This is a genomic window from Bdellovibrio sp. HCB209, from assembly GCF_047306065.1.
In the GTDB taxonomy this organism is placed as follows: Bacteria; Bdellovibrionota; Bdellovibrionia; order Bdellovibrionales; family Bdellovibrionaceae; genus Bdellovibrio.
Genome location: NZ_CP178618.1, coordinates 1,708,900 through 1,732,376 on the forward strand (window position 1 = coordinate 1,708,900; position 23,477 = coordinate 1,732,376).

The 23,477-nt window shown below is 44.5% G+C and carries 21 protein-coding genes; 14 read left to right on the plus strand and 7 right to left on the minus strand.

What is annotated here, in order from left to right; translation table 11 throughout:
* Positions 1–11: 11 nt before the first annotated feature.
* A complete protein-coding gene (locus tag ACLVWP_RS08340; RefSeq protein ID WP_413561270.1) occupies positions 12–629 on the plus strand; it encodes an LON peptidase substrate-binding domain-containing protein in 618 nt (205 codons plus the stop codon).
* Here ACLVWP_RS08340 and ACLVWP_RS08345 read toward each other — a convergent pair.
* A complete protein-coding gene (locus ACLVWP_RS08345) occupies positions 626–1,549 on the minus strand; it encodes a COX15/CtaA family protein (RefSeq protein WP_413561271.1) in 924 nt (307 codons plus the stop codon). The genes ACLVWP_RS08340 and ACLVWP_RS08345 overlap by 4 nt on opposite strands.
* Before the next feature lie 58 nt (positions 1,550–1,607).
* Between ACLVWP_RS08345 and ACLVWP_RS08350 the strand changes: the two genes are divergently transcribed.
* The 5 genes from ACLVWP_RS08350 to ACLVWP_RS08370 all read left to right on the plus strand — a co-directional run bounded on the left by ACLVWP_RS08350 (position 1,608) and on the right by ACLVWP_RS08370 (position 8,611).
* A complete protein-coding gene (locus ACLVWP_RS08350) occupies positions 1,608–2,540 on the plus strand; it encodes a cation diffusion facilitator family transporter (protein WP_413561272.1) in 933 nt (310 codons plus the stop codon).
* A 185-nt stretch (positions 2,541–2,725) separates the two neighbouring features.
* Positions 2,726–5,815, plus strand: a complete 3,090-nt coding sequence (locus ACLVWP_RS08355; RefSeq protein WP_413561273.1) for a hypothetical protein — start codon at positions 2,726–2,728, stop codon at positions 5,813–5,815.
* Positions 5,816–5,817: 2 nt separating this feature from the next.
* Positions 5,818–6,276: a type IV pilus modification PilV family protein gene (locus ACLVWP_RS08360; protein ID WP_413561275.1), complete on the plus strand. Its 459-nt coding sequence runs from the start codon at positions 5,818–5,820 to the stop codon at positions 6,274–6,276.
* The gene (locus ACLVWP_RS08365; RefSeq protein WP_413561277.1) at positions 6,273–7,289 is read left to right on the plus strand and encodes a type II secretion system protein J; all 1,017 of its coding nucleotides are present in this window, start codon (positions 6,273–6,275) and stop codon (positions 7,287–7,289) included. The genes ACLVWP_RS08360 and ACLVWP_RS08365 overlap by 4 nt, the downstream gene beginning before the upstream one ends.
* 35 nt (positions 7,290–7,324) lie before the next feature.
* Positions 7,325–8,611: an EF-hand domain-containing protein gene (locus tag ACLVWP_RS08370; RefSeq protein ID WP_413561279.1), complete on the plus strand. Its 1,287-nt coding sequence runs from the start codon at positions 7,325–7,327 to the stop codon at positions 8,609–8,611.
* On the opposite strand, the gene ACLVWP_RS08375 is transcribed toward ACLVWP_RS08370, so the two are convergent.
* Complete coding sequence (locus ACLVWP_RS08375; protein ID WP_413561280.1) at positions 8,612–9,124, minus strand: TlpA disulfide reductase family protein; 513 nt, start codon at positions 9,122–9,124, stop codon at positions 8,612–8,614.
* Between the two features lie 4 nt (positions 9,125–9,128).
* Positions 9,129–10,559 (minus strand): ABC1 kinase family protein, encoded by a 1,431-nt coding sequence (locus ACLVWP_RS08380; RefSeq protein ID WP_413561282.1) that lies wholly within the window; start codon positions 10,557–10,559, stop codon positions 9,129–9,131.
* 90 nt (positions 10,560–10,649) lie between these two features.
* Here ACLVWP_RS08380 and ACLVWP_RS08385 point away from each other — a divergent pair, with 90 nt between their 5' ends.
* Positions 10,650–11,948 (plus strand): cryptochrome/photolyase family protein, encoded by a 1,299-nt coding sequence (locus ACLVWP_RS08385; RefSeq protein ID WP_413561284.1) that lies wholly within the window; start codon positions 10,650–10,652, stop codon positions 11,946–11,948.
* A gap of 10 nt (positions 11,949–11,958) precedes the next feature.
* Complete coding sequence (locus tag ACLVWP_RS08390) at positions 11,959–13,323, plus strand: TIGR01777 family oxidoreductase (protein WP_413561286.1); 1,365 nt, start codon at positions 11,959–11,961, stop codon at positions 13,321–13,323.
* Between the two features lie 55 nt (positions 13,324–13,378).
* Here ACLVWP_RS08390 and ACLVWP_RS08395 read toward each other — a convergent pair whose 3' ends face one another.
* Positions 13,379–13,897, minus strand: a complete 519-nt coding sequence (locus ACLVWP_RS08395; RefSeq protein ID WP_413561287.1) for a hypothetical protein — start codon at positions 13,895–13,897, stop codon at positions 13,379–13,381.
* A gap of 56 nt (positions 13,898–13,953) precedes the next feature.
* Between ACLVWP_RS08395 and ACLVWP_RS08400 the strand changes: the two genes are divergently transcribed.
* A complete protein-coding gene (locus ACLVWP_RS08400; RefSeq protein ID WP_413561289.1) occupies positions 13,954–16,293 on the plus strand; it encodes a fatty acid cis/trans isomerase in 2,340 nt (779 codons plus the stop codon).
* Between the two features lie 10 nt (positions 16,294–16,303).
* Here the strand turns inward: ACLVWP_RS08400 and ACLVWP_RS08405 are convergent, their stop codons facing one another.
* On the minus strand, positions 16,304–16,753 hold the full coding sequence (locus tag ACLVWP_RS08405; RefSeq protein ID WP_413561290.1) for a Fur family transcriptional regulator: 450 nt from the start codon (positions 16,751–16,753) through the stop codon (positions 16,304–16,306).
* Between the two features lie 55 nt (positions 16,754–16,808).
* Positions 16,809–17,534, minus strand: a complete 726-nt coding sequence (locus tag ACLVWP_RS08410) for an EI24 domain-containing protein (protein ID WP_413561292.1) — start codon at positions 17,532–17,534, stop codon at positions 16,809–16,811.
* A gap of 55 nt (positions 17,535–17,589) precedes the next feature.
* Between ACLVWP_RS08410 and ACLVWP_RS08415 the strand changes: the two genes are divergently transcribed.
* Positions 17,590–18,192: a histidine phosphatase family protein gene (locus ACLVWP_RS08415; RefSeq protein WP_413561294.1), complete on the plus strand. Its 603-nt coding sequence runs from the start codon at positions 17,590–17,592 to the stop codon at positions 18,190–18,192.
* On the opposite strand, the gene ACLVWP_RS08420 is transcribed toward ACLVWP_RS08415, so the two are convergent.
* Positions 18,186–19,694: a PAS domain-containing protein gene (locus ACLVWP_RS08420; protein ID WP_413561295.1), complete on the minus strand. Its 1,509-nt coding sequence runs from the start codon at positions 19,692–19,694 to the stop codon at positions 18,186–18,188. The two genes, ACLVWP_RS08415 and ACLVWP_RS08420, sit on opposite strands and share 7 nt — an antisense overlap.
* Before the next feature lie 115 nt (positions 19,695–19,809).
* On the opposite strand from ACLVWP_RS08420, the gene ACLVWP_RS08425 reads away from it, so the two are divergent.
* From ACLVWP_RS08425 to pstB, 4 genes are all read left to right on the plus strand, one after another.
* Positions 19,810–20,826 (plus strand): PstS family phosphate ABC transporter substrate-binding protein, encoded by a 1,017-nt coding sequence (locus tag ACLVWP_RS08425; protein ID WP_413561297.1) that lies wholly within the window; start codon positions 19,810–19,812, stop codon positions 20,824–20,826.
* Between the two features lie 73 nt (positions 20,827–20,899).
* Positions 20,900–21,775: a phosphate ABC transporter permease subunit PstC gene (gene pstC / locus ACLVWP_RS08430; protein WP_413561575.1), complete on the plus strand. Its 876-nt coding sequence runs from the start codon at positions 20,900–20,902 to the stop codon at positions 21,773–21,775.
* Positions 21,776–22,693, plus strand: a complete 918-nt coding sequence (gene pstA / locus ACLVWP_RS08435) for a phosphate ABC transporter permease PstA (protein WP_413561299.1) — start codon at positions 21,776–21,778, stop codon at positions 22,691–22,693. It begins immediately after the preceding gene.
* Positions 22,694–22,696: 3 nt separating this feature from the next.
* Complete coding sequence (pstB, locus tag ACLVWP_RS08440; protein WP_413561301.1) at positions 22,697–23,470, plus strand: phosphate ABC transporter ATP-binding protein PstB; 774 nt, start codon at positions 22,697–22,699, stop codon at positions 23,468–23,470.
* Positions 23,471–23,477: the final 7 nt, after the last annotated feature.

Below are 23,477 nucleotides of genomic sequence, written 5' to 3' on the forward strand. Positions count from 1 at the left end.
GGGCCTTAAGCATGGAAGTATTTTTGTTTCCTTTGGTCAATGTGACGTTGTTTCCGCATACGACCAAACCCCTTAATATTTTTGAACCTCGATATCTGGCCATGGTTAAAGACGCCGTGGCTCAGCAGAAGCCCATTGCTCTAGCTTATATCGAAGATCCTACCAAAGTCGCTCCGGTCAGACCCGGTGATCCTATCCCTTTCATCAGAGATGTTGCAGGTTATGGTCATGTACAGATCATTGAGGAGCGAGTGAATGGAACTCTTCTGGTCTTTTTGCAGGGGCAAGGCAAGTTACGAATAAAGCATACAATCGATCGCGGCACGCCCTACATGGTTTGTGAAGCCGACATCATTCCTGAACAGCTTATCGTTGAACCAAGTCACTTGGTGCGCTTGCAGGGGCTTATGAAAATCCTGACTCGCTGGGTGCATACGCACATCCCAGATCCTGCGCAGAGAGATATGTTCATGCGTAATCTTCATCACGCGCCTGATATTGTCGGCGCGTTCTCATCGTATATGGTTCGTGATTATGACCTTCAGCAGATGGTGCTGGAGTTTAATGATATCAACGAGAAGGTGGATTTTCTCCACCGTCTGACTGAGTCTAACGAGTTAACGACTTAAGCTTGTTGAGAAGTTTGCACTGGGTTTCTAGTGAAGAACACCCACTGCAGTAACGTCACCCAAATCCCATGTCCAAAGCACAAGTGAGTGACCTTCATCCATGTTGGCGCATGGAAAAGCAGTGTGCCCATTCCGAATAAAATACCAACAATTAAAAACGTACTCATTTGCGCAGATTTTTTCTGCAAAAGTGGGTTGTCAGTCGACTGCGCTTTTAACCAGAAGAACAAAGCCAAACTTCCTGCACAAGTCACCGCAAGCACAGGATGTAGACCTCTTAAGCGAACCAAGAAGTGCGACTCTGTTGATAGATCCGCAAGGAATCCATCAAAAAGATTTTCAGATGGGAAGAGTGAGTTAGAAAGAGCAGCCCAGGCGCCTGTCACTCCCAATACAACAATAATCCATGGGAAGAGTTTGTATTTGCGGTAGTTCGCAAGAGGAGCTGGAGTTGTGTCGCTCAAAGTAGCGGCTGCATATGCCAAAGCCACAGAGCCTGTCAGCATGAATGAGTTTAACTGGTGCAGAGCCATAACGAAAGCGCGGTAAGGAGTATCGTTACTTGCGACTAAGCCAAACAACACAAGTTTTGCACCAAGGAGTGCCTCAGTGATCATGAAAATCAAAGTGGCTAGGGCGGCTGTGCGAGCAAAGTGACTTTTGTCGTAAATTTTGCGAGCGACCCAATAGAAATAGATTACCACGAGACCGTAAATGCCTGAAGTGAGCCTATGCCCATACTCAACCCAAGTTTTTCCGCGCTCAGCTTCGGGGATTAGTTTTCCGTGGCAAAGAGGCCATGTGTCGCCACAGCCATCGCCGGAGTGAGAAATTCTCACCCATGCACCCCATAAAATAACGAGGATTGTGTAAACCAAAAGCCCAAATGCAAATTTCTTGTATTGAGTGCGTGTCATCATGAGCAAAAGGGCTATCATGAGCTTGAAACCGGGTCAATAAAGGGCTCTAATGGACGACATGAGTAAAGACCAGAATCATCACCATCATCATAGTCATAGCGGCGGGCATCATCATCACCATCACAGTCATGGTTCAGCTATTGGGCGCATGCGTTTTGCGTTTGTGTTGAATTTGGGCTTTGCGATTATCGAGTTGATTGGTGGTTATCTAACCAATTCCGTCGCAATTATGAGTGACGCTCTTCATGACTTTGGTGACGCCATGGCCATGGTCATCGCTATTGTGATGGAGAAGGTTTCGCATAAAGAAAGCGATCAAAAATTTTCCTACGGCTATCGTCGTTTCTCCGTCCTGGGTGCAGTCATCACGGGTGGTATTTTGATCGTGGGATCCGTTTTCATTTTGGTAGAAGCGGTTCCACGTTTGTTAAATCCTCAAGCTGTGCATGCGAACGGGATGTTGCTGCTTGCAGTGTTTGGTGTGGCGGTGAATGGTTTCGCGGCGTTGCGAGTTTCTAAAGGGACTTCGCTCAATGAACGTATGTTGATGTGGCATATGATCGAAGACGTCATGGGTTGGGTGTTGGTCCTTATTGGTGCACTCGTGATGAAGTTTTGGGATGTGCCGCAAGTGGATGCGGGGCTTGCGATTGCATTGTCTTTGTGGATCCTTTTCAACGTCTTCAGAAATTTGCGTGAAGCGATGAAAGTTTTTTTGATGGCGGCTCCCACAGGATTTTCTGTTGAGCATGTTTCGGTCGAGATCAAAAAAATTCCATCGGTGGTGGACGTTCATCATGCTCACTTGTGGTCCTTGGATGGAGAGAATCATATTTATACAGCACACGTGGTTTTAGACGGAACTGGTCTTGAAAATGCTCCATCTGTGAAATCTGAGATCAAAAAAAGAATCAAAAACTTCGGGATCATAGAGGCTACTATTGAGACAGAAGTGCAGGGTGATGCTTGTTCGGATCCCAAACATAATTAGAACGTGTGTAGCACTCATTTTGGGTAACGCCTCAGCTTGAGACAGAAACATTCGTTTTTTGCCATATTTTTAGACTGTTAGTTAGCGTAAGGATACAGATTTCCTCAGATTATTGGGATCGTTCCATAAGGTTCTGGTGGTTTTTGACCGATAAGAGTTCATAAACCGAGGCCACCAGTATGTTTATGAGAATTAGAAATAAAAAAGGTAACGCTATCATGCAAGTGCTCGCAGCCATGGCTGTTATGAGCATTAGCTTTTATTTTCTTTCCTCGTACGTTATTTCCCAACGTAAACAAGTCGTTAAAACCAAGAACGTTGTGAACTTGAAGTTCGCAGTCAACTCCGCGATGGACTACGTCGTCTTTGGTATCCGTCAGAAGTATTGCTTTGAAAACGGATCGCTTCTGAACAACACAACGGCGTGTGATTGGTTACACGCGGGGAATGTCGAACGTTTGGTTATGTCGGATGAGCAAGTACAGTCTCTGACAGTGATGAGCTCAGTGGTTGATATTGGACCGCATGATAGTGATTTGAATAAGCTCGCTTTGGAAAAAATTGATTTGATGTTAAATTTTCCAGTTTCGTCGGCGCATCCTTTGTTTCCGATTGTTCAAAATTTGAAAACGGTCGTCAATGAAACTACCAATCAGCAAATTCAAGTAAAAGGTATTCACGTTGTTCTCAGTCGTCCCGCAAACTCAGTTTACCTTCCGAAATCAGGTAGAGAAGTCTATGTGACGGCGGAAGTATCCTTGATCGATAATGACAACAAAGTCATTCAAGTTGGGGCCGCTCCGTTAACTGTGCGTTCGCAAATTGTCGTCTATCCTCGTGAACTAGGTTCCTTTACGTTGGTTCTTCCAGGAACTCTTCGTTTGGACCAAGCGTGGGATGCAACTCCTGGAGAAAAAGGACAAGTTTTCTTCCATAAATATGCGAACCGTTCTGATCTAGGATCAAGTCCTGGGATGGTGTTCTTAAGTCCCGTGTTCGTGAATTCAGATATCGTTTTGCCACCTGATTCCGGCAATGCTTCGAATTCGAATTATTCGCCAGTTACCTTTGCTGATCGCGTTTATATGGGTAACGGTTGGATCTATGATTCTACAGGAGGAAAAGTAAGACCTTTCGCTCCGTCGACAACAGGTGCCGTAGCGGATCGCTTCTGGGCAGACTCACGAGTTTTTGGTGGGTTCTTGCGCGGTATTGAAAATGATGGTCTTCGTGATGCGGGCCTGGATGTTTTGTCCGGACAATCCGATGGTGGTGCTTCTGGTGATGCCGACCTCAACAATAAATGCGCACTTCTGAACCAACAGAGCGAAAGTTTGAGCTTGATGGCTCAATCGAAAGTTAAAGCCGGCTCCTTAAATACTAAAGTTGTGGACGAAAAATCCGGCAGAACTATGTACGAATATCAATTGGGTCTTTCCAATCAAAACGTATTCGTGGCACAAAGAAATAATATTCCGAAGCCGAACACGGATCAGTGGAAAACTGTGGACGGAAAAAACAATACTGCTAAATGGAGCAGGGATGATAAAGGTATCAGCAGTGCAATTGCCAATGTCGTGATTGCCTACGGAAATCCCAACAATGGAACTTATAAAGAGATTTCGACCGATTTAGTGAGAGATGGGTATGTAGATATTTGGCCACCCGTGGAGAACCCTGACCGCCTCAAAAATCTGAAGTCCCAGCAGAAATCAGCAAGTGATAACGTTAAGAATCTTGAGAGTGCAGGAACTAGTTTGTCCGGTCAGATTGATAGCTTAAATAGCCAGAAAACTGACAAAGACAAAGAAATAAGCACGTTGAATATGCAAATCTCTGATGAGATGGCTAAACCTGTCTACAAGGAACCAACACCAGAGCCGTCTCCATCGGGAACACCTGTTGATGATTCAGGTTCGGGTTCAAGTTCGGGTAGCGGGGATAGTAGCTCTGGAAGCAGCGATGGTGGTAGCAGTTCTGCAAGTAGTGGGTCTGGCTCAGGCAATTCTAGTAGTTCAGGATCGGGGTCAAGTTCTACCACCGTAGATATGACTAAGTATCGTGATGAAGCTCAGATCGCTAAGTGGAATGAAAAGATCGACAGCTTAAGAAAAGAAATTTCTTCGATCGAAAAACAGGTTTCTGATATTCGTTATTCACAGATCCCGGCGAATAGTCAGGCTGTGACGACAGCGAAAGCCGCACTGGCTACGATCGAAGCTCAAATTACCGACTATAACCAAATGGTCGCAGACCCTCCACAGATTCGCGTGGATATGGATAATGTTCTGACGTGGTCGGGTCGTATTTATAGAGATAAAATATTATTCCAAAACTTCTTTGAGCATATGGAGAACTTGCGTGATGCCAATGGCAATCACATCTCCAACGTATCCGTGCGCTTTAAGGGCTATGACGGGACCTATTGGGAAAGTCAGCCGATTGATCCAAAAGCAGATACCAACCATCTTACTGGATACCTGAATTTCAAATTTGATAAAAACGGTAAACCGGTAAGTCTGCCAAATGGTTTAGCGGCAAATGCGAACACATCTGGCGACAGTGAGATTGTGGACGGTTCCGAGGATCTAGCACAAAAATGTGAAGAGCTCAGAAAATGGGCAAGTTCTCAATCCTTTGGTGGTGCCGGTTGGGGTACAAGTTTCGCGGGCGGTACTCGTAAATCTTGGAACTTCGCAGGTACTAAAACGCTTGAAAAAAATGATCCTCTTGTTGCAACAAGAACATTTACCGATGATACCGATTTCCAGGTCTATTCAATTATCGGGAACTGTATTATTCCACCTACAACGACATTCGTAACCGGATTCTATACTTGCGATAATTTGATTATTCAAGGTGGCCGTACGAAACCACTGAAAATCATTGGTACAATCATTGTTGGCAAAACAGCAAAAATTGACGAGCAAGCCATTAAGGCGGGCATCACTTGGAGTACAATTTACCATCCTCAAGCTACAGCAGAGTTAAGAGCTCGCGGCATCTTAAAACCCTTATCTGCACCAGGTGATATTTCTAAGTGCGATAAGTTGCCATCTCCTATTTGGCATCCGCTACCATCAATCCAAGAGACAGCGGATCGTATGGCGTGTAACGTTATCAGTCTTCGTGCAAAAGCCGATCCGTTCAAATGGACGGCGGTAGATCCAGATTGTGGTTTCCCTCCAGGAGTGGAGCAAACGACGACTAGCTGTAAGAAAAGAATTGTTCACTATCTTGTTGTAGAGCAATCGAGAGAAGGATCGGGGCTTTAATAATGAAACGCGCAGAGTATTTTAAAAGCCAAAAAGGTCAATCTATCGTTGAAGCACTCATCGCTTTAGGGATGATGTCCGTTATCGGATTCACGTTTGTCGGAGGTTTAACGAGTTTACGTAAACTTTCGACGAACAGTTTGCTTTCGTCAGCGACTGATCGCCAAGTTGCAGATATATCCGAGAATATTAAGGCTGGCGTTCAGGACTATCAAATTAACTTTAACTATAGTCCCGAGGAAGTGAATGAGATTTTAAAAGTATCCAATCTTCCGATGGCATGGGATGTGGGTAGAGTTGCTGCAAAAGCGGATTGCCCGACATGCGGTGGTACTTATGGTTACATTATCCAGCCTTATGAAAAGTATCGTGGTCTTTACTTAGTGACTTTACGAATGACTCATAAAAGTTGGGTAGGAGAAACCCATAGAGACTATAACTTTGTGGTGAGTGCAAAATGATGTTGCGAATATTACGAAACCAAAAAGGTATGTCACTTGCGGAACTCATGGTGGGGATCGGACTTTCTGCCATCGTGATTTCAATTGTCGTTGCCACTCAGGTGCAGGTTACAAAAGATCAGAACGAGCTTATTAAGAAACTCGACGACTCTATCGATCAAAACTTGGCAGAGCGTATTATCTTTAAAGATCTAAATGGTATTGATATTGCCTATAATAACATTGTTGTTAAAGACGATAACGGGAATAACTTTTTCGATTATTATCCGGATATAACTTTGAATATTTTGTCAGGTCATACAGATCGCGAAGTTACTTTAAAATTAAATGGGGCGATTACGGAATTTGTAGTGGTCTCTCAAAATACCAGCGCAGGATCTTTACTTACATACGACCCGACATGGGCTTATGATGTTGGCGCTGACCCAGGGGATCCGAACACTCCTGCTTCATTAACATTCAATGCCGCGAAAAATCGTCAATGGATATCTAATGAAGCTAGCGGGGGCCGCCCAGGGTTTTGGAAAGATGGCATTAGCTTGATGTTCGATACTCCCAGCCGTATACGCCCAATTGTTGGGGGTTCAGTAGATATGAAGACTCCTCCACGCAGTCCAATTTTCATTGGTTCTGTGCAAGCCAATGCCGGAGACTCTCTTGTGTCGCTGGATAGTTCCGTAGCAAAGATGTTTAACCTAACACAACCTAGTACTGGAACGACAATAACGAGCTTAGATAATTTCTTAAGAAATGTTCCTGCTGTCGGAGGGGGGCAAACCATTGTCCGTCTCCGTGCCGTTAAGATCGCTAAGTATTATGTCGTAAAAGATGAAAAGAAAAATGCTAATGACTATAAAGATGCTCCTGCCAACCTCATGGTGGCGGAGTATCGAAATGGGGCGTTTCAGAATCCCATGTTGCTAGCAGACGGTGTCTCAAAAATGGTCTTACGACGAGACTCCGTGCTTAAACGCATGATTTACTTTAAGATACATAAAGCAGAGAAGAAATAACCATTTGGTCGTTTTTGGATATCAGGGGGAACGTTATGAGAAAATCCATCGCTTTGGGCAGCAGTCTGCTCTTGCTAAGTGGCGCAGCTTGGGCTGCTGACGATAACAGTGTCGTCACAGTCAGTAAAGATGTTCCAATGGCCGTGAACTCGGTGAGTTCAGGCGAATCTGTGGTTGGTGCACCAGCCTCGGGAACAGTGACCAGATCAGGTCGTGATTCATTGACGATCAATATCGTGAACTCATGCTTCCCAACAAATCTTCGTGCAGTTTCAAATCCATTGGCTAAAAGCTCCGTAGTCAGTGGTGAGTTTAAAATCGCTGTCGGAAGCAAAGAGTACACTATTCTTGCTGAGTATCCATCCATTGTAGCAACAGCTAGTGGTACCGGAGATGCAGGGAAAATCAGTACTATGTCTGCTGAAAAGGCCAAAGTCCTTTCAGGTACTTCGACGATTACTAGTACTGCTGCGGTTTACGGAAATGTCGTACAATTCAAAACAAAAATTCCAACAGGGATCAGCGTGGATGAGAACGGCAAGATCGACACATCCAACAGCGGTAAGATTGTATTGAAAGGTTCTGAGTTCGAGCAGATCGTTGAAAACTGTAATACGGGCCCGGTATGGGGTGCTTACGGTTGGTCTTCAAAAATTCCAACATACGGCTGTGGCGAGTTCATGGGTAAGGATGGCGTGGTATCTGCGACATTCGGTGGTGTTAACGTATCACCGGATCGCTCTGTAATGGAGATCTTTGTGAGCTTCCCAGGGGAAACAAATTTCTGCGGTGGTTACTGGTCACCACTGATGGTTTTCTTTGATGACAAGATACCAAAATTCACGAACGTCAGTGAATTCCCGCTAAATCCGGGTGGTAAAGTCCACTGGCCAGAAGCCAATAGCCCAGGATACTTTGTTGCTTTCGACAAAGATGGCAACGGTAAAATCGATCAAAAAGATGAGCTTTTCGGTGATGGTATCGAGTTCAGCAATGGCTTTGAAGCGTTGAAGAAATTCGATAGCAATAAAGATGGCGTGATCGACTCTAAAGACAAAATGTTCAACAGATTGGTGTTGTGGCAGGATAAAAATGGTGATGGCGTATCTCAGAAAAAAGAGATCGTGAAGCTTTCATCTAAGATCATGAGTATTTCGCTGAAATACGAAACAAATCTTGAGTCTTTGGCAGGCAAAGCAGAAATCCGCGAACGTGCAACGTTCAAATATAAAAACGCTAAAGGAAAAGTTAAAACCGGCAACATCTACGATATCTGGTTCGCTCCATATATCGAGACCAGTCTTGCAGATAACAACAAATAATCACTTCGATTTAAGTAACTCTTGAATCGTGTTCTCTATGGCCTGTGCTTTCTTCGCATCGAATCCGCGAACGAAAGTCACAGGCTTCGTGTTTTTATCAAAGATAAAAACGGTCGGAATCGCCACCACATTAAAGGCACCTAAAAACTTCTTACCTTCATCAGCAAAAACAGGGAATGGATAAGGCGTTTGCGCAAGATAAGCATCACGGTCTTTGGCGATATCATCTTCATTGATGGCTAAGATCACCAAGCCCTGCTTCTGATACTTCTTTAAAAGGCTCGTATAGTGCGGCAAAGCCTCTTTACAAGGCCCACACCAAGTGGCCCAAAAGTCGACCAAGACAACCTTGCCCTTTAAATCTGAAAACTTAACCTTGTGTTGATTTAAAGATTCTCCCGGCAGAGATTTTAATTCCACATTAGGTATTTCCGCCTTCGCAGAACCTTCGGCGTTCGAGTTCGTTAGAAAGAGAAGAAGTGAAACTGTAAGCAGGGCAAAGGCACGTAACATAAAACTAATCCATTTTATTGAGGTACTTGAGCAAAAGATCGCGGCCACGCATTTTTGCTTTTAAGATCGAAAGGAAAATGAAAACCCCACCAGTTTTTCGATCTAAGAAAATAATTTCCCTCGGGGGAGATCTAAACGAAAACTGACGGGCGATCTGGAAAACCTTTTTAGACAAGCGCTGAGGCAGATCCGTGTTCTTCCAATCATAGTTTCCTTGCTCGTCAATTTGTCCCTTGGAATTGCGTGGATCGTTGAATTCGATAAACGGTTCAACAGTTTCAAAGCAGAATTCTTCAAAGACAGCCTTCAATTCGGGGCTGTCATTCTCGCGAACGAATCCGAGCTGAAGGGCTGCTCCCATAAACCGCTCACGATCGTTAAATAGAGATCCTTTCACCATCTGACGATAAGGTTTCAAGAATGAATCGTCATAGGTTCTGGTTGCACCAAAATCTAATAAGATCAATTGATCGTGACCTTGGGGATCGATACGAATGCGATAATTACCACTGTGAGGATCTGTCTGTACAACGCCCCATTCGAAAATCTCTTTGAAATAGTGATCTAAGAAGCTGACCGCCAGGCGATTACGACGCTCCTGCGGGAGGCTCTGAATAACCGGATCATCAGCGCGAAGGCCGCGCTCGAAAGTAGTGGCCAGGATTTTAGGTCCCGAGTATTCACGAACCACACGAGGCACGACAAATCTATGGTCACCTTTTAGGCGCTCGTAGTACTCCTCTGTAGCTTGAGCTTCTTGCAAGTAATCAGTTTCCTGAATAAGCATCTCGCGAATTTCAGCAAATAGGGAGTCGGTATTAAAATCTTTAGGAACGAGTTTCAATGTAGAAAGCAAAGTCTTAATCGCACGCAAATCAGAATCAATGGCCTTATCCACATTGGGATACTGAATCTTTAAAACGATCAATTCGCCAGTGGCCTTGATCTTAGCGCGATGAACCTGACCCATAGAGGCCGATGCTAATGCTTCTTTTTCAATTTCAAGTTCAGCAAGCTTTTCAGGAGGTAGTAACTCTTTTAGGCGTTTCTCAATTGCCGCCCAATTCAAAGAGGGGGAGTCCGACTGCAAAGACTTTAAGAATTCGTTAGCCTCTGGAGGTAGGAAGTGCTCGCCATACATGGAAAGCATTTGTCCTGCTTTCATAAGGCTGCCTTTAAGCTGTCCCAGCTCGTTGCTGATATTAGACGCTTGGTCTTGCAAAAGCTTTTTCCAGTTAGCTTCCTTGAACTCTTTAGATTTTAGAACGGTCGTGACTCCATGGCTTGCTACCGATGCACCAGTTTGAATAGTAAGTTTGGCGATAGAAAGACCGCGAGAGAAAACCGAAGACTTGATCTTATGAAGTCCCGGATCTTCTTTCTTAGAAGTTGACGCGCCCGAGGATTGTTTTTTGGCAGACTTTTTCTCATCCATGCTTCAAAATTTTACCAAGATCTTGATCAATGTTAAACCCTAAATGTCCACGCACCGCATGACCCTGTCGTTGGACAAAAAGGATCTCTGATGGTGTTATTTTGGTTTCGGCGTGACCTTCGTTTGAATGACAATGCGGGTCTGTATCACGCGTTAAAGGAAAACTCCTCAGTTCTTCCTATTTTCATCTTTGACTCAGAGATCCTGACTAAACTGGACGATCCTCAAGATGCCAGAGTGACGTTTATTTACGACACCGTTGCGGATATTAAGAACCAATTGCAAAAGCTTAAATCTGATCTTGAGGTGCATCCCGGAAGTCCCCTCGACGTCATAAAAGCGTTGATTAAAAAACACAAGGTTACTGGTATCTACACCAACAACGATTATGAGCCCTATGCCCGCAAAAGAGATGAGGCGGTTGAGAGCTTTGCCAAAAAGAATGGTGTCTTTTTTAAATCCTATAAAGATCAAACTCTTTTCGAGAAAGACGAAATACTCACGACTCAAGGGAAGCCCTACACAGTCTATACGCCCTATAAAAACAATGTTTTAAAAACATTGACGCCGTTTTATTTAAAGTCATATCCGACAGAAAAGTATAAGAAATCTTTTGCAAAGGTGGCATCCGTACAAAAGATGCCGACGTTAAAGTCTCTGGGGTTTGAAAGAACCGAAGTCGATTTGCCACCTTTAAAAATAAGTCCCAAAATTCTAAAAGGCTATGCACAGACTCGTGACTTTCCGGCGAACCCAGAGGGAACTTCCCATCTGGGGATGCACTTAAGATTTGGAACAGTGAGTGTAAGAGAGCTTGCACGCGAGGGAATGAAGTATTCCCCTGTGTGGTTGAGCGAACTTATTTGGCGTGATTTTTTTATGCAAATCTTATGGCACTTTCCCCAGGTTGAAAAACAGAGCTTCCGTCCCGAATACGACAAAATCGCCTGGAGAAAATCTAAAAAAGATTTTGATCTATGGAGTAAGGGCATGACCGGATATCCGATGGTGGATGCCGGGATGAGGGAGCTCAATGCGACGGGATTTATGCACAACCGCGTGCGCATGGTGGTTGCAAGTTTTCTTTGCAAGCATTTGTTAATTCACTGGTACGAAGGTGAAAGATACTTTGCCAGCAAACTTTTGGATTATGATTTAGCAGCTAACAATGGAAACTGGCAATGGGCTGCCGGATCTGGATGTGATGCGGCCCCTTACTTCAGAGTCTTTAATCCTGAAATACAGGCTAAAAAATTTGATCCTGATGACGAGTACATAAAAAAATGGGTTCCTGAATACGGGACAGAAAAATACCCGGAACCGATGATTGATCATGCAGAAGCCCGTGGTCGTTGTTTACAAACTTACTCTAAGGTTTTAAAGAAATAGGAAGGTGAGAATGAAAGTTTTAATCACAGGTGCGACGGGCCTTATTGGCCGCGAGCTTGGAAAAAAGCTTGCCTCTGATGGCCATGAAATAACTGTTGTCAGTCGCAGTCTCGCTAAGGCTCGTGAGGTTCTTCCTTTTCCTTGCGAAGTTATTGTGGGTGATCTTCCACACGAGCCTCTAAAGCCAGAAGAGCTTGCGCACTTTGATGGCGTCGTAAATCTCATGGGAGAGCCCGTTGTCGGTACTCGCTGGACAGATGAAAAGAAAAAAGAAATCTATCGCTCGCGTATCACCGCTACTGAAAATCTGGTCAAGAGTCTTCCTAAGAATCTGCAAGTGTTCGTGGGTGGATCTGCTATTGGGTATTATGGAAACTGCGGTGAAACAATTCTTAAAGAATCCCATGTCCATGGTAACGATTTCTTAGCCGATATTTCTAAGGATTGGGAGCGTGCCTCTAATGAAGCCCCAGGACGGAAAGTCCTTATCCGCACAGGTATTGTTTTGTCTAAACAAGGCGGAGCCCTTGAACAAATGCTATTCCCATTCCGCGCGGGTGTTGGCGGAGCCTTAGGGGACGGTAAAAACTGGATGAGTTGGATTCATCTCACTGACATCGTAGCTTTGTTTGCTCAATCGCTGACAGATAAAGACTTTAGTGGTCCGATCAACGGTAGCAGTCCTCATCCGGTAACAAATCGTGAGTTTTCAGAAGTACTAGCGGCAAGTGTCGGTAAAAAACTCGGTCCTGCGGTTCCGCCGTTAGTTTTGAAGCTCCTTTTTGGAGAGGCCTCAGAAGTCATTCTTTCTTCTATTCGCGGGAGCGCAGAAAAAGCCACGTCCTTGGGATTCAAATTTCAGTTCCCAACTTTAAGAGGCGCTTTGGATGAGATCTGTGCCTCGTACAAAGACGGCGAAGAGGTTTTTTACTCCGAACAATTTATCCCTAAAGCTCCGGAAGAGATTTTCCCGTTTTTCAAGGATCCACATAATTTGGAAACCATCACTCCGCCAAGTTTGAGTTTTCAAATTCAGTCTGTTTCGACCAAAGAAATCGAGCAGGGCACCACAATCCAGTATAAATTAAAAATTCGTGGGGTACCGGCAAATTGGAATACAGAAATTGATGAGTGGAAGCCACCCTTTAGATTTGTAGATAACCAAAAGTCAGGGCCTTATCAGTTGTGGCATCATACGCATGAGTTTAAGCCGTTCCTGGGGGGAACACTTATGACGGACCGAGTTCGTTATCGTCTGCCGCTGGGATATTTAGGATGGTTGGTCGCGAGTAAATTTGTACGTCGTGATGTGGAAGAGATCTTTAAGTTTCGCAGAAGCTATATTGCCAGAATGGACACTCCGAAAAAGCCATAAAAAAACCGGGATGATTTCTCATCCCGGTCTCAAATTTTTTAAAATCTATCTAAAACTAGTGGCGAACGATGTCGTTTGCAGTTTCTTTTGCCACTTCATTCAAGCAGTCGACAAAGAATTTACAAACCATGAACAAGTGAATTTGTTCGTCAGCTTCAAGCTCTGGCTCAAGATCTGGAGACATGAAAAGCTCCTCGATCATGTAGTTTACTAGTTCCGGTTGGCCTTCAGCCTTTGCGCGCTCTTGGATTTGCACGATCATCTCATCGTTCATTTTTAGATAAGATTCCATTTCAGGCTCAGCTTTTTCAAAGCGAGCGACAACTTCATCTTCAGTGATCGCGCGAAGTTTTTTGTATTTTTCTTCAAAGGCACGGTTCAAGATCAAAGCCATCATGAATCCCAAGTCTTGAGCGCCTTCGCTCATGTCCTCGATAAATTCCATGAAAAAGCCGCCCAAATCAGGTTGAACTTCAAATAGGTGCTCAGATGCTTTTTCTAGGTCAGTTTCAGAAGTCATGCCGCAGATAACGTCGATAGAGTCTTGGACAACTTCAAATGGGATTTTTTCCATGATATTCCTCTTACTTGTGTTTACTATGGGCAGAGAATACAGGGGAGAATGGCGCGATGCAATTCATTAAGACGTTGGGAATCTGTTTTATTTCGGCTCTTTTTTCACTGAGCGTCGGGATTCAAGTGGCTTCGGGGCAGGATATCGCCGGCGAAGACCTTTACAGCAGTAAAATTCAGCCTCTTTTTGACAATCGCTGTTTGGCTTGTCACAGCTGTTTCAATGCTCCTTGTCAGTTGAATCTGCAAAATTTTGAGGGCTTTGCCCGCGGTGCAAATAAACTCAATGTTTATGATGGCACTAGGACAAAAAGTGTTGAGCCTTCCCGAATCTGGATTGACGCGAAAACAACGGAAGAGTGGCGCGCTAAGAACTTCTTCACTGTCCATAATTCCAACGATCCACAAGACAATTTATTTATGCAGATGCTGAACTTGCGCAAGGTGAATTCATCAAGTGTTAAAGTACAGGTGCACGAAAGTAACGTCTGCCCCCAGACGCCGCGAGAGTTCGTAAAACTAAAAAAGGATCAGCCACAAATCGGTATGCCCTATGGGCTGCCAGCTTTACGAGAGGCGGAGCTTCAAACAATTTCCTCGTGGATCGCTAAAGGAGCTCCAGGTCCCAATGCGGAAGCTCGAGCCAAAGCAAAGGAAATGAACCCCAAAATCCAGTCGCAGATTAATGACTGGGAGAAATATCTAAACCACAAAGATAAAAGACAAAAGCTTGTCAGTCGCTATCTGTATGAGCATTTATTTTTAGCGCACATTCATTTTCCGCAGGAGCAACGTGAATTTTTTCGCTTAATCAGATCAAAACAGCCTTGCAAGGCAGCCGATGAGATTGCCACACGCCGGCCCAATGACGATCCGGGAGTGAAAGACTTCTGGTATTGCCTAGCAAAGTTTCCCGGCACCATTGTCGCGAAAACTCATCTGCCCTATGAATTCAATGCTGCCAAACTTGAGCGCTTCAAGGAGCTTTTTAGTCACAAGGGCTGGGATGTGAAGGAACTTCCGTCCTATGCTTCGGGAGTTGCGGAAAATCCGTTTATCGCCTTTCAAGACATACCTGTGAAGTCTCGCTATCAATTCCTACTTGATGATGCTCAATACCATGTTGCGACTTTTATTAAAGGTCCTGTGTGTAATGGTTCAATGGCCGTGAACTCGATTCAAGAACAGTTCTACACGTTCTTTATCTCTCCTGAATCTGATAATATGATTCACTCGAAAGAATACGAAAAAGCGGCGGCACCTCTCCTTAGCCTTCCTGGAATGTTTGGCTCCGAGGTAGAATTTAGTTCGGCTCCTTTAGATATGAAGCGCATCACAGATCATCGCGAAGCCTACCGTAAGCTACGCAGTGAGGAACTCGCAAAAATCAAACCTGACGGTTACAGTTTGGAAGACATTTGGAATGGCGATGATAAAAATCCAAATGCGGCCCTTACAATATTCCGACACGATCAGAATGCGGTCGTGATGAAAGGCGCTGTCGGGGATCTTTCAAAAACAGTATTTGTTTTGGATTATCCACTGTTTGAGCGCCTGGTTTACAATCTTGTCGTGAACTTCGATGTCTTCGGTAATCTCGGGCATCAACTCTTAACCCGTGTGTATATGGATATGATTCGTATGGAAGCTGAGGAATTGTTCTTGCGCTTCCTTCCGCCAGAGCAACGCTTGCAGTATCGCCGTGAGTGGTACCAAGGGCTACTTGCCAGTGCAAAGATGGCCTATATTTTCCCTCCTGTAGGATCAGCTGAACCAACGGCTGTGCGTTTCACTGAAGGTGAAAAAACAAAACGCCAAATGATCGAAAAAATTCTTTTCTATCGCATGAATGCAACCGTGCGCGGACAGCTTGATGATATCAACTGGCGAAATGTGGCTCCCCCGGAAAGCTTAAAGCTCACTGTGGAGGCTAAGGGAATTGAAAAAGAACTTCGCAAGATTTCTGCCATTCCAGCTGTGAGCGAAACTCGATTTTCTAGATATTTCCCTGATGTGGCTTTCGTTTTGATTAAATCAGCGTCGCAGAGGTCCCGCGTCTTCACTCTTATTCACAATAAAGAGCATGAAAACATCTCTTGGATTTTAGGTGAGTCATTACGTATGGCTCCAGCTGAAGACACTCTGACTTTAAGAGAAGGTTTTTGGGCCTCCTATCCGAATATGATTTTTGAAATGGAAGAAAAAGACGTCGCTCGTTTTGCTAAAGACGTGACGAAGATTAAAAACGCCAAGGGCTATGAAGCGATGGTGGATAAATGGGGTGTACGTCGTCAGAATCCAAATTTTTGGAAATCATACGATGAACTGCAAGCCGTCTATAAAGATTTTGATCCGGTCAATGCGGGATACTTAGATCTCACTCGTTACAGTCTGTAGAGGTGAGTTACTACTGGCACTGGCTGCAAAGGCCAAAGAAATCCAGACGGTGGGAGACTTGTTTGTAGCCCATTTTTTCAACCATTTGGATGTGCTGATCAAGATCGCAGATATGCAGAGCTTCCACGCGCTGACAGTTGCGGCAGATAACATGGTGGTGATGGTGACCAGATTCAAGTGTCAGCTCAAAACGAGCAACGCCATCACCGAATTCCAGACGATTCACCAACAATGTTTCTTCAAATTTTTTAAGAATGCGGTAGACGGTAACTAGATCGACACCCGCATCTTTTCCGCCAATTTTTTTAAAGATTTCATCAGCAGAAATAGGTTCAGGATGATGCAAAAGGATCTTTAGCATCTGACTGCGCTGCTGGGTAAGTTTCATCCCAGCTTTGCGAACACGCTCTTCCAGCGTGTCGATATCAATATTTTTACGTTCCTGACTGCATTTGCTCACGGGCGCAAGATAGCCTATTTGACCCCAAAAAGCCACCCTGGCTTTGCGAATGTTCTTAGGATTTCTTAGCTCTCAGGTCTGTAAGTGCTTTTAAACCGTAATAGGTGTAACAGATCGCCGCAAAGACCGGAATAAAGAACAAAGCAAACGGGATATAGGAAAAGATTCCAAGGAGGAGACCCATTCCAAAGAGCGGTTTTGCCTCTTTATTCTCGATGATGATTCGCTCTTCCTCGCTCGCATAGTCCTGTAAAACGTCGTACAAAAAGACTCTTTTATTGAGCCAAGAAGTCAGACTCAGTGGCACTAACAGGGGGCCTCCTGGTAGGAGCCATAGGGGAAGAGTTACAACGAACCAAAAGATAAACAAGGCCGTTGCGTAAAGGACATTCCACAGACTGCCAATAAGAGTTCCGCCATGTTTCTTCTCGAGATGAGGAAAGTCCTTTTCGACGATCCACTTTAAGGCCACCGGCAAAACAAAAATTGAAACTAAAATTAGAGCGACTAAAAAACATGCCGGCACAAAAAGAAGGACTAATAGGATCGCGGCGATGGCGTCGACATATCCTTCCGCTCCCGTGAAGTCATGAAGCCACTGAAAAGGCCAAAGACCTTGCAAAAACCCCTCTAGCCCAATCGTCCAACTGCTCCAAAATAGAAAGAACACAGCAAAGACCGCAATAAAAGCAAGAATCGGCGGAATGAAAGTGAGAAGAAGAAGTTTCGTGCTAACCAAGGACTCAAAAGACTGTCGTAAAGTTTTGATTATCTTGTGCATGAAGATATCTTTTCTCTTTTAAATCCCTGTGGCAAGTGATTCAATGCTCTAAGCCATGAGAAAAACAATTTATCTATTCAGACACGGTCAAACAGATTGGAATCTTCTTCGTCGCATGCAAGGGCATTCCGATATTCCACTCAATGACGAGGGCAAAAAGCAGGCTCAAGGTTTGCAATCTTTTTTTCACGAAAATCCAGTGGAAATTATGGCGAGCAGTGATCTTTGCCGAGCTCAGCAGACAGCGCAAATCGCCAATGAAAATCTCAATGCGCCCACTTTTTCTTCTAAAAATTTCCGCGAAGTTTTCTTAGGGGATATCGAGGGGCTGACTCAAGATGAAATTTGCGAAAAGCACGGTATGGATAACTGGCTTAAGTGGACTTCTCATGAGGTCAAACATTTTGAATTTACTTATGCCAACGGCGAAAGTGCTGTTGATGCGATTGAGCGCTTTAAGAGCGGTTTGCAAGATTTCTGTGAAGGAACTGACTTTTCAGTCGCAGGCCTTTGCACTCACGGCTTGATGTTAAAGCGTTTCTTGCACTCGCTTCGTCCTGATTTACAGGAAGCTTTACCGATCCCAAATTGCGTCGTGTATAAAATCGATTGGAGCCCGGAGGCGGGCTTTCAGTTCTCGCCCGAGTCAATCTACTGAAGGCGAGGAATGCGCATCACGAAGGTTGTGTTTTCAGCCTTCCGATCGATAAATAACTCGCCCTTATGATTTTTCATAATTTCCGCTGAAATACTTAAGCCCAATCCTGTGCCTTTACCAAGTTCTTTGGTGGTAAAGAAAGGTTGCATAACTTTTTTTGCAACGTCGTCAGGGATACGTGGGCCAGAGTCGATCACTTTGATGTCGATGCAATCAACATACTCTTCGGCCTTCACGCGAATCCATTTTTCTTCGGAATTTTGAGCGGCATCGAAAGAGTTATTCAATAGGTTTAGCAAAACTTGCTCAATCTGAATAACACGGCACTCGATCTCAAAATCTTCGTCAATCGGCTCAACCGTAAGCTCTACTCCATAGTTATAAAAACGTGTTTTACAGAACTCTAGTGTTTCACTGACCAGCATATTCACCGGTACTAATTCAAACTGATCAGTTCCGCCTTCACGTGCAAAGGAACGAAGGGATTTAATGATCTTTGCGATCTTGTCAGCCGTTTTACTGATGCTTTCAGCGGCCTGTTTGATTTTTTCAGGATCGATTTTTCCTTGCTCCACCATTTGAGTCAGCTGAAAGGAGCGTGCTTGGATCACAGTCAGAGGATTGTTAATCTCATGGGCGATACCGCCAGACATTTCGCCCAATGCTGCCATTTTCGCAGCCGAAATCATTTTCGCCTGAGCCTCGGCCACTTGCTGTTCAGATTGAATTTCACGAGTGGAGTCCCAAGCAACACCGTTGAGTTTGCGACCATCCGGTGACTCATGAAACTTGCCATAGATATTGATATATCTTAAGGAACCATCATCGTGACGGGCGCGATACTTAATATAGACTTGCTGGCTGTTCGCTTGATAGGCATCACGGAATTGTGCACTCGCCGAAGCGCGATCTTCTTCATAGATGTGTTTACGATAGGCTTCTAGTGCACTTAATTTAGGATCTGCTCCGTGAAGCTCATAGGTGCGTTGATCCCAAACAGTTTCCTCAGTGGTTGAGTTGTATTCAACCGTGCCCATATTTGCAGCAGCAAGTGACAAAGTCAGTTTATCGAGAGCGTTCGTCAGTTTCTCTTCGTGGGCTTTTTGTTCATCGATGACGGCGGCGATACCAACGACGCTGACAGGTTTGCCATTTTCATCGCGTTGAAAAATCGTGATACGATCATCAACCCAGTGATAATTGCCCCAAGCGTCTTTAAAGCGATATTCAAAATTTAAAACTTCGCCGTCCTTCATTTTATTTATAACGTACTCACGTGACTTCAACAGAGTCGGTAGGTCGTCAGGGTGCATCACTGTTGGCCAGTAATTATGACCCATTGCTCTTAGTTGTTCCTGGGTCCATCCAAAGCGAGTAGCAACGTTTTCATTGAACCAAGACATGGTGCCGGCAGTGACATCAAATAGATAAACGGAGCTCGGCAGGATGTCGAAGACTTGCTCTATCAGATTCTGGCGGTTTTTTAGGATATCACTAGGCATATTGTTATTTATGATAACCTGATGACCCTCATAACGCAAAATGGCTAAATCATAATCAAACCTTAACAATTCACTGAAAATGACCGTGATAGATTCCGGTCCAATGGAAAAGTGTATGAAAGCTCTTCAAGTTACAGCATCTTTGCTTATATTTTCAGCATCTTTGTTTTTTACAAAAACTGTGAATGCACAAGTGCCGGTGATCCGTATTGATGGGTCTAGTACTGTGTTCCCAATCACTGAGGCCATGGCCGAAGAATACCAGACATCTAAGCGCGGAAAAGTTCGCGTGACTGTTGGTATCTCAGGAACTGGTGGCGGATTTAAAAAATTCTGCCGTGGTGAAATCGATGTGCAAAATGCTTCTCGCCCGATCCAAACAGGCGAGCTTGAAAAGTGCCGCGAAAAAAGCATCCGTTTTCTTGAATTGCCAATTGCTTACGATGCAACGGCAATTATCGTCAGTCCAAAAAATAAATGGTTAAAATCTATCACTGTGGCTGAGCTTAAAACGATGTGGTCGCCGAAAGCTCAAGGCAAAGTTATGCTTTGGAGTGATGTGAATCCTGAATGGCCGAAAGAGAAAATGAAACTCTTTGGTGCTGGATCTGACTCTGGAACTTTCGATTATTTTACGGAAGCAGTTGTTGGTAAATCTAAGTCTTCTCGTGGTGATTACACAGCATCTGAAGACGACAACACATTGGTTATGGGCGTTGCAAACGATGCCAATGCTATTGGTTATATTCCTCTCGCGTATGCGGAAGAAAATATCAGCAAGCTTCGTATCGTTCCTGTTGTGGGTGGCGATAAAGCCCCTAAAAAGAACGAACCCGTTATTCCAGGTCGTGCAACGGTTGAGTCGGGGGATTACTTCCCACTTTCTCGTCCGGTCTTTATTTATGTTGCTGAGAAATCCTTGGCGAAACCTGAGATCGTTGAATTTGTTAATTTCTACATGAAAAACTCTCCGACAATTGTTCCAGAAGTGAAGTACGTGCCACTTCCTTTGGAAGCTTACACAATTGGCCAAGATCATCTTAAAACGAAAAAATTCGGCACGGTATTTAGCGGTCACACAGAAATCGGCATCAAAATTGATCAGCTGATGAAACGTGAAACCGCGCAGTAAGAAGAGTATCGTGAGTAAAAAGCAACTTAAGAAACTTTCTGAATTTACCTCTGCCGATCATCCTGTTCGTCGTATGCGCCGTTTGAAAGAGCGTATTATCGAAAGCATTTTGTTTTTGGCTGCGGCAAGTTCTGTTTTTGTTACTATGGGTATCGTAGGTATCTTGGTGACAGAAAGTATCCCATTCTTCCAACACGTAAGTATTTGGGATTTCCTAACGGATCGTCAGTGGACGCCTCTTTTTGAGGATGCTCACTATGGGATTTTACCTCTTCTGAGCGGTACGTTCCTGACGACGATCATTGCATTGCTTGTGGCAATTCCTCTGGGAACTGTGGCGGCGGCGTTCTTAAGCGAATATGTTTCTCCGGGTGTACGTGAAGTATTAAAACCTATCTTGGAACTTTTGGCGGCGGTACCAACAGTTGTCTATGGTTATTTCGCTCTTTTGTTCGTAACTCCACTTTTGCAAAAAGTTTTCCCATCGATGGGGGGCTTTAACGTTTTGTCTGCGGGCTTAGTGATGGGTGTAATGATCATCCCTTACATCAGCTCCCTCAGTGAAGATGCGATGAGATCTGTGCCTGCGCATTTGCGTGAGGCTTCATTTGCAGTGGGTGCTTCTCGTATGCAGACAGCTTTCCGTGTTGTTATCCCGGCATCGTTCTCAGGTATTACATCTGCATATATTTTGGGTATCTCCCGTGCTTTAGGAGAAACCATGGTTGTGGCGATTGCCGCAGGTATGCAGCCAAACATGACTTTGAATCCTTTAGAGCCTTCAGCAACCATCACAGCCTTTATCGTGCAGGTTGCCCTTGGTGATCTTCCCCATGGATCTATCGGCTATCAATCGATCTATGTCGCAGGTTTAAGCCTTCTGTGCTTAACGTTATGCTTTAATATTATCGGCCTATGGCTGCGTAAGAAATTTCAGGAGAAGGAATAGATGGAAGCGAGAACCGACCTTCTTGCCAATATTAAACGCCGTCAATTGTGGGATTTCGCATTCGCACTGGCTGGCTTATTGGCTCTTTTATTTGCGTTAGTGACTTTGCTTGCGTTGATCGTGGATCTTGCAATCACAGGTGTTCCTCGTATTGATTATGCGTTCTTCACGAACTTCCCATCGCGTTTCCCAGAAAAAGCCGGGATCTTGTCTGCGTGGGTGGGCTCTTTCTGTATCATGCTGACAACGGCCTTCTGTGCGATTCCATTGGGAGTGGCAGCAGGGGTGTACTTGGAAGAGTATGCTAAGAAAAATTGGGTTTCGAGTTTGATCGAGCTAAATATCATCAATCTTGCCGGTATCCCTTCGATCACTTACGGTTTGATGGCGCTGGGACTTTTCGTTTACAAATTAAAGCTTGGTCAAAGTATCCTGACAGCGGGTTTAACGTTGGGCCTGTTGGTGTTACCGATCATCATCGTAACCACTCGTGAAGCGATTCGTTCAATTCCAAACATCATTCGTGAAGCGAGCTATGCGATGGGTGCCAGTAAGTGGCAGACAATTCGCTATCATATTTTGCCATACTCTTCTGGTGGTATTCTTACGGGTGTGATCATCTCTTTATCGCGTGCGATCGGGGAGACAGCTCCTTTGATCACTATTGGTGCCTTGACGTTTATCGCGTTCTTGCCGACATCACCAATTGATGCACATTTGCCTTATTTGAATTTGAAATGGTTGATGGATCCGTTCACGGTAATGCCGATCCAAATGTTTAACTGGTTGTCACGTCCACAGACAGCTTTCCACACGAATGCGGCAGCAACGGGTGTGGTGCTACTAGTGATGACGTTGATTATGAATGGCGGAGCCATCTGGCTTCGTTCACGCTTCCGTAAAAAGATGAAGTGGTAGATTATGAGCAGTGAATTAGTACTTAGAGCCGAAGTTAAAGATTTGATGTTCTCTTACGGAGAGAAAAAGGTGCTTAACGGTATCACTCTGCCAATTTATGAGAACCGCGTAACGGCGCTTATTGGACCATCTGGTTGCGGTAAAACAACGCTTCTTCGTTGTTTCAATCGTATGCATGACCTTTATGCAAATGCTCACTACCAAGGCCAAATCAATCTTCATCCAGATAATATCAATATCTTGGGTAAAGACATTGATCCTATGGAAGTACGCATGCGTATCGGAATGGTTTTCCAAAAACCAAATCCATTTCCAAAAAGTATCTATGAAAACGTAGCTTACGGTTTGAAAGTTCGCGGCGTTAAAAAGAAAGCCTTCATCGAAGAACGTGTCGAGAAATCTTTGCAGCAAGCGGGTCTATGGGCTGAAGCCAAAGATCGCTTGCACTCTTCAGCAACCGCTTTGTCAGGTGGTCAGCAGCAACGTCTTTGTATTGCTCGCGCCCTAGCGACAGAGCCTGAGATCTTGCTTCTAGATGAGCCAACGTCAGCACTAGATCCTATTTCCACTCGTCATATCGAAGAACTTATTCAAGAGCTTCGTAAAGACGTAACGATTGCGATTGTGACACACAGTCTGCATCAAGCAGCCCGTGTTTCTGACTACACAGCCTTCATGTACTTGGGGGACTTGGTGGAGTTTGGTTCAAGCGACCAAGTCTTTACGAATCCAAAAGATCAGAAAACAGAAAACTACATCACTGGCCGCTTTGGCTAAATAAAAA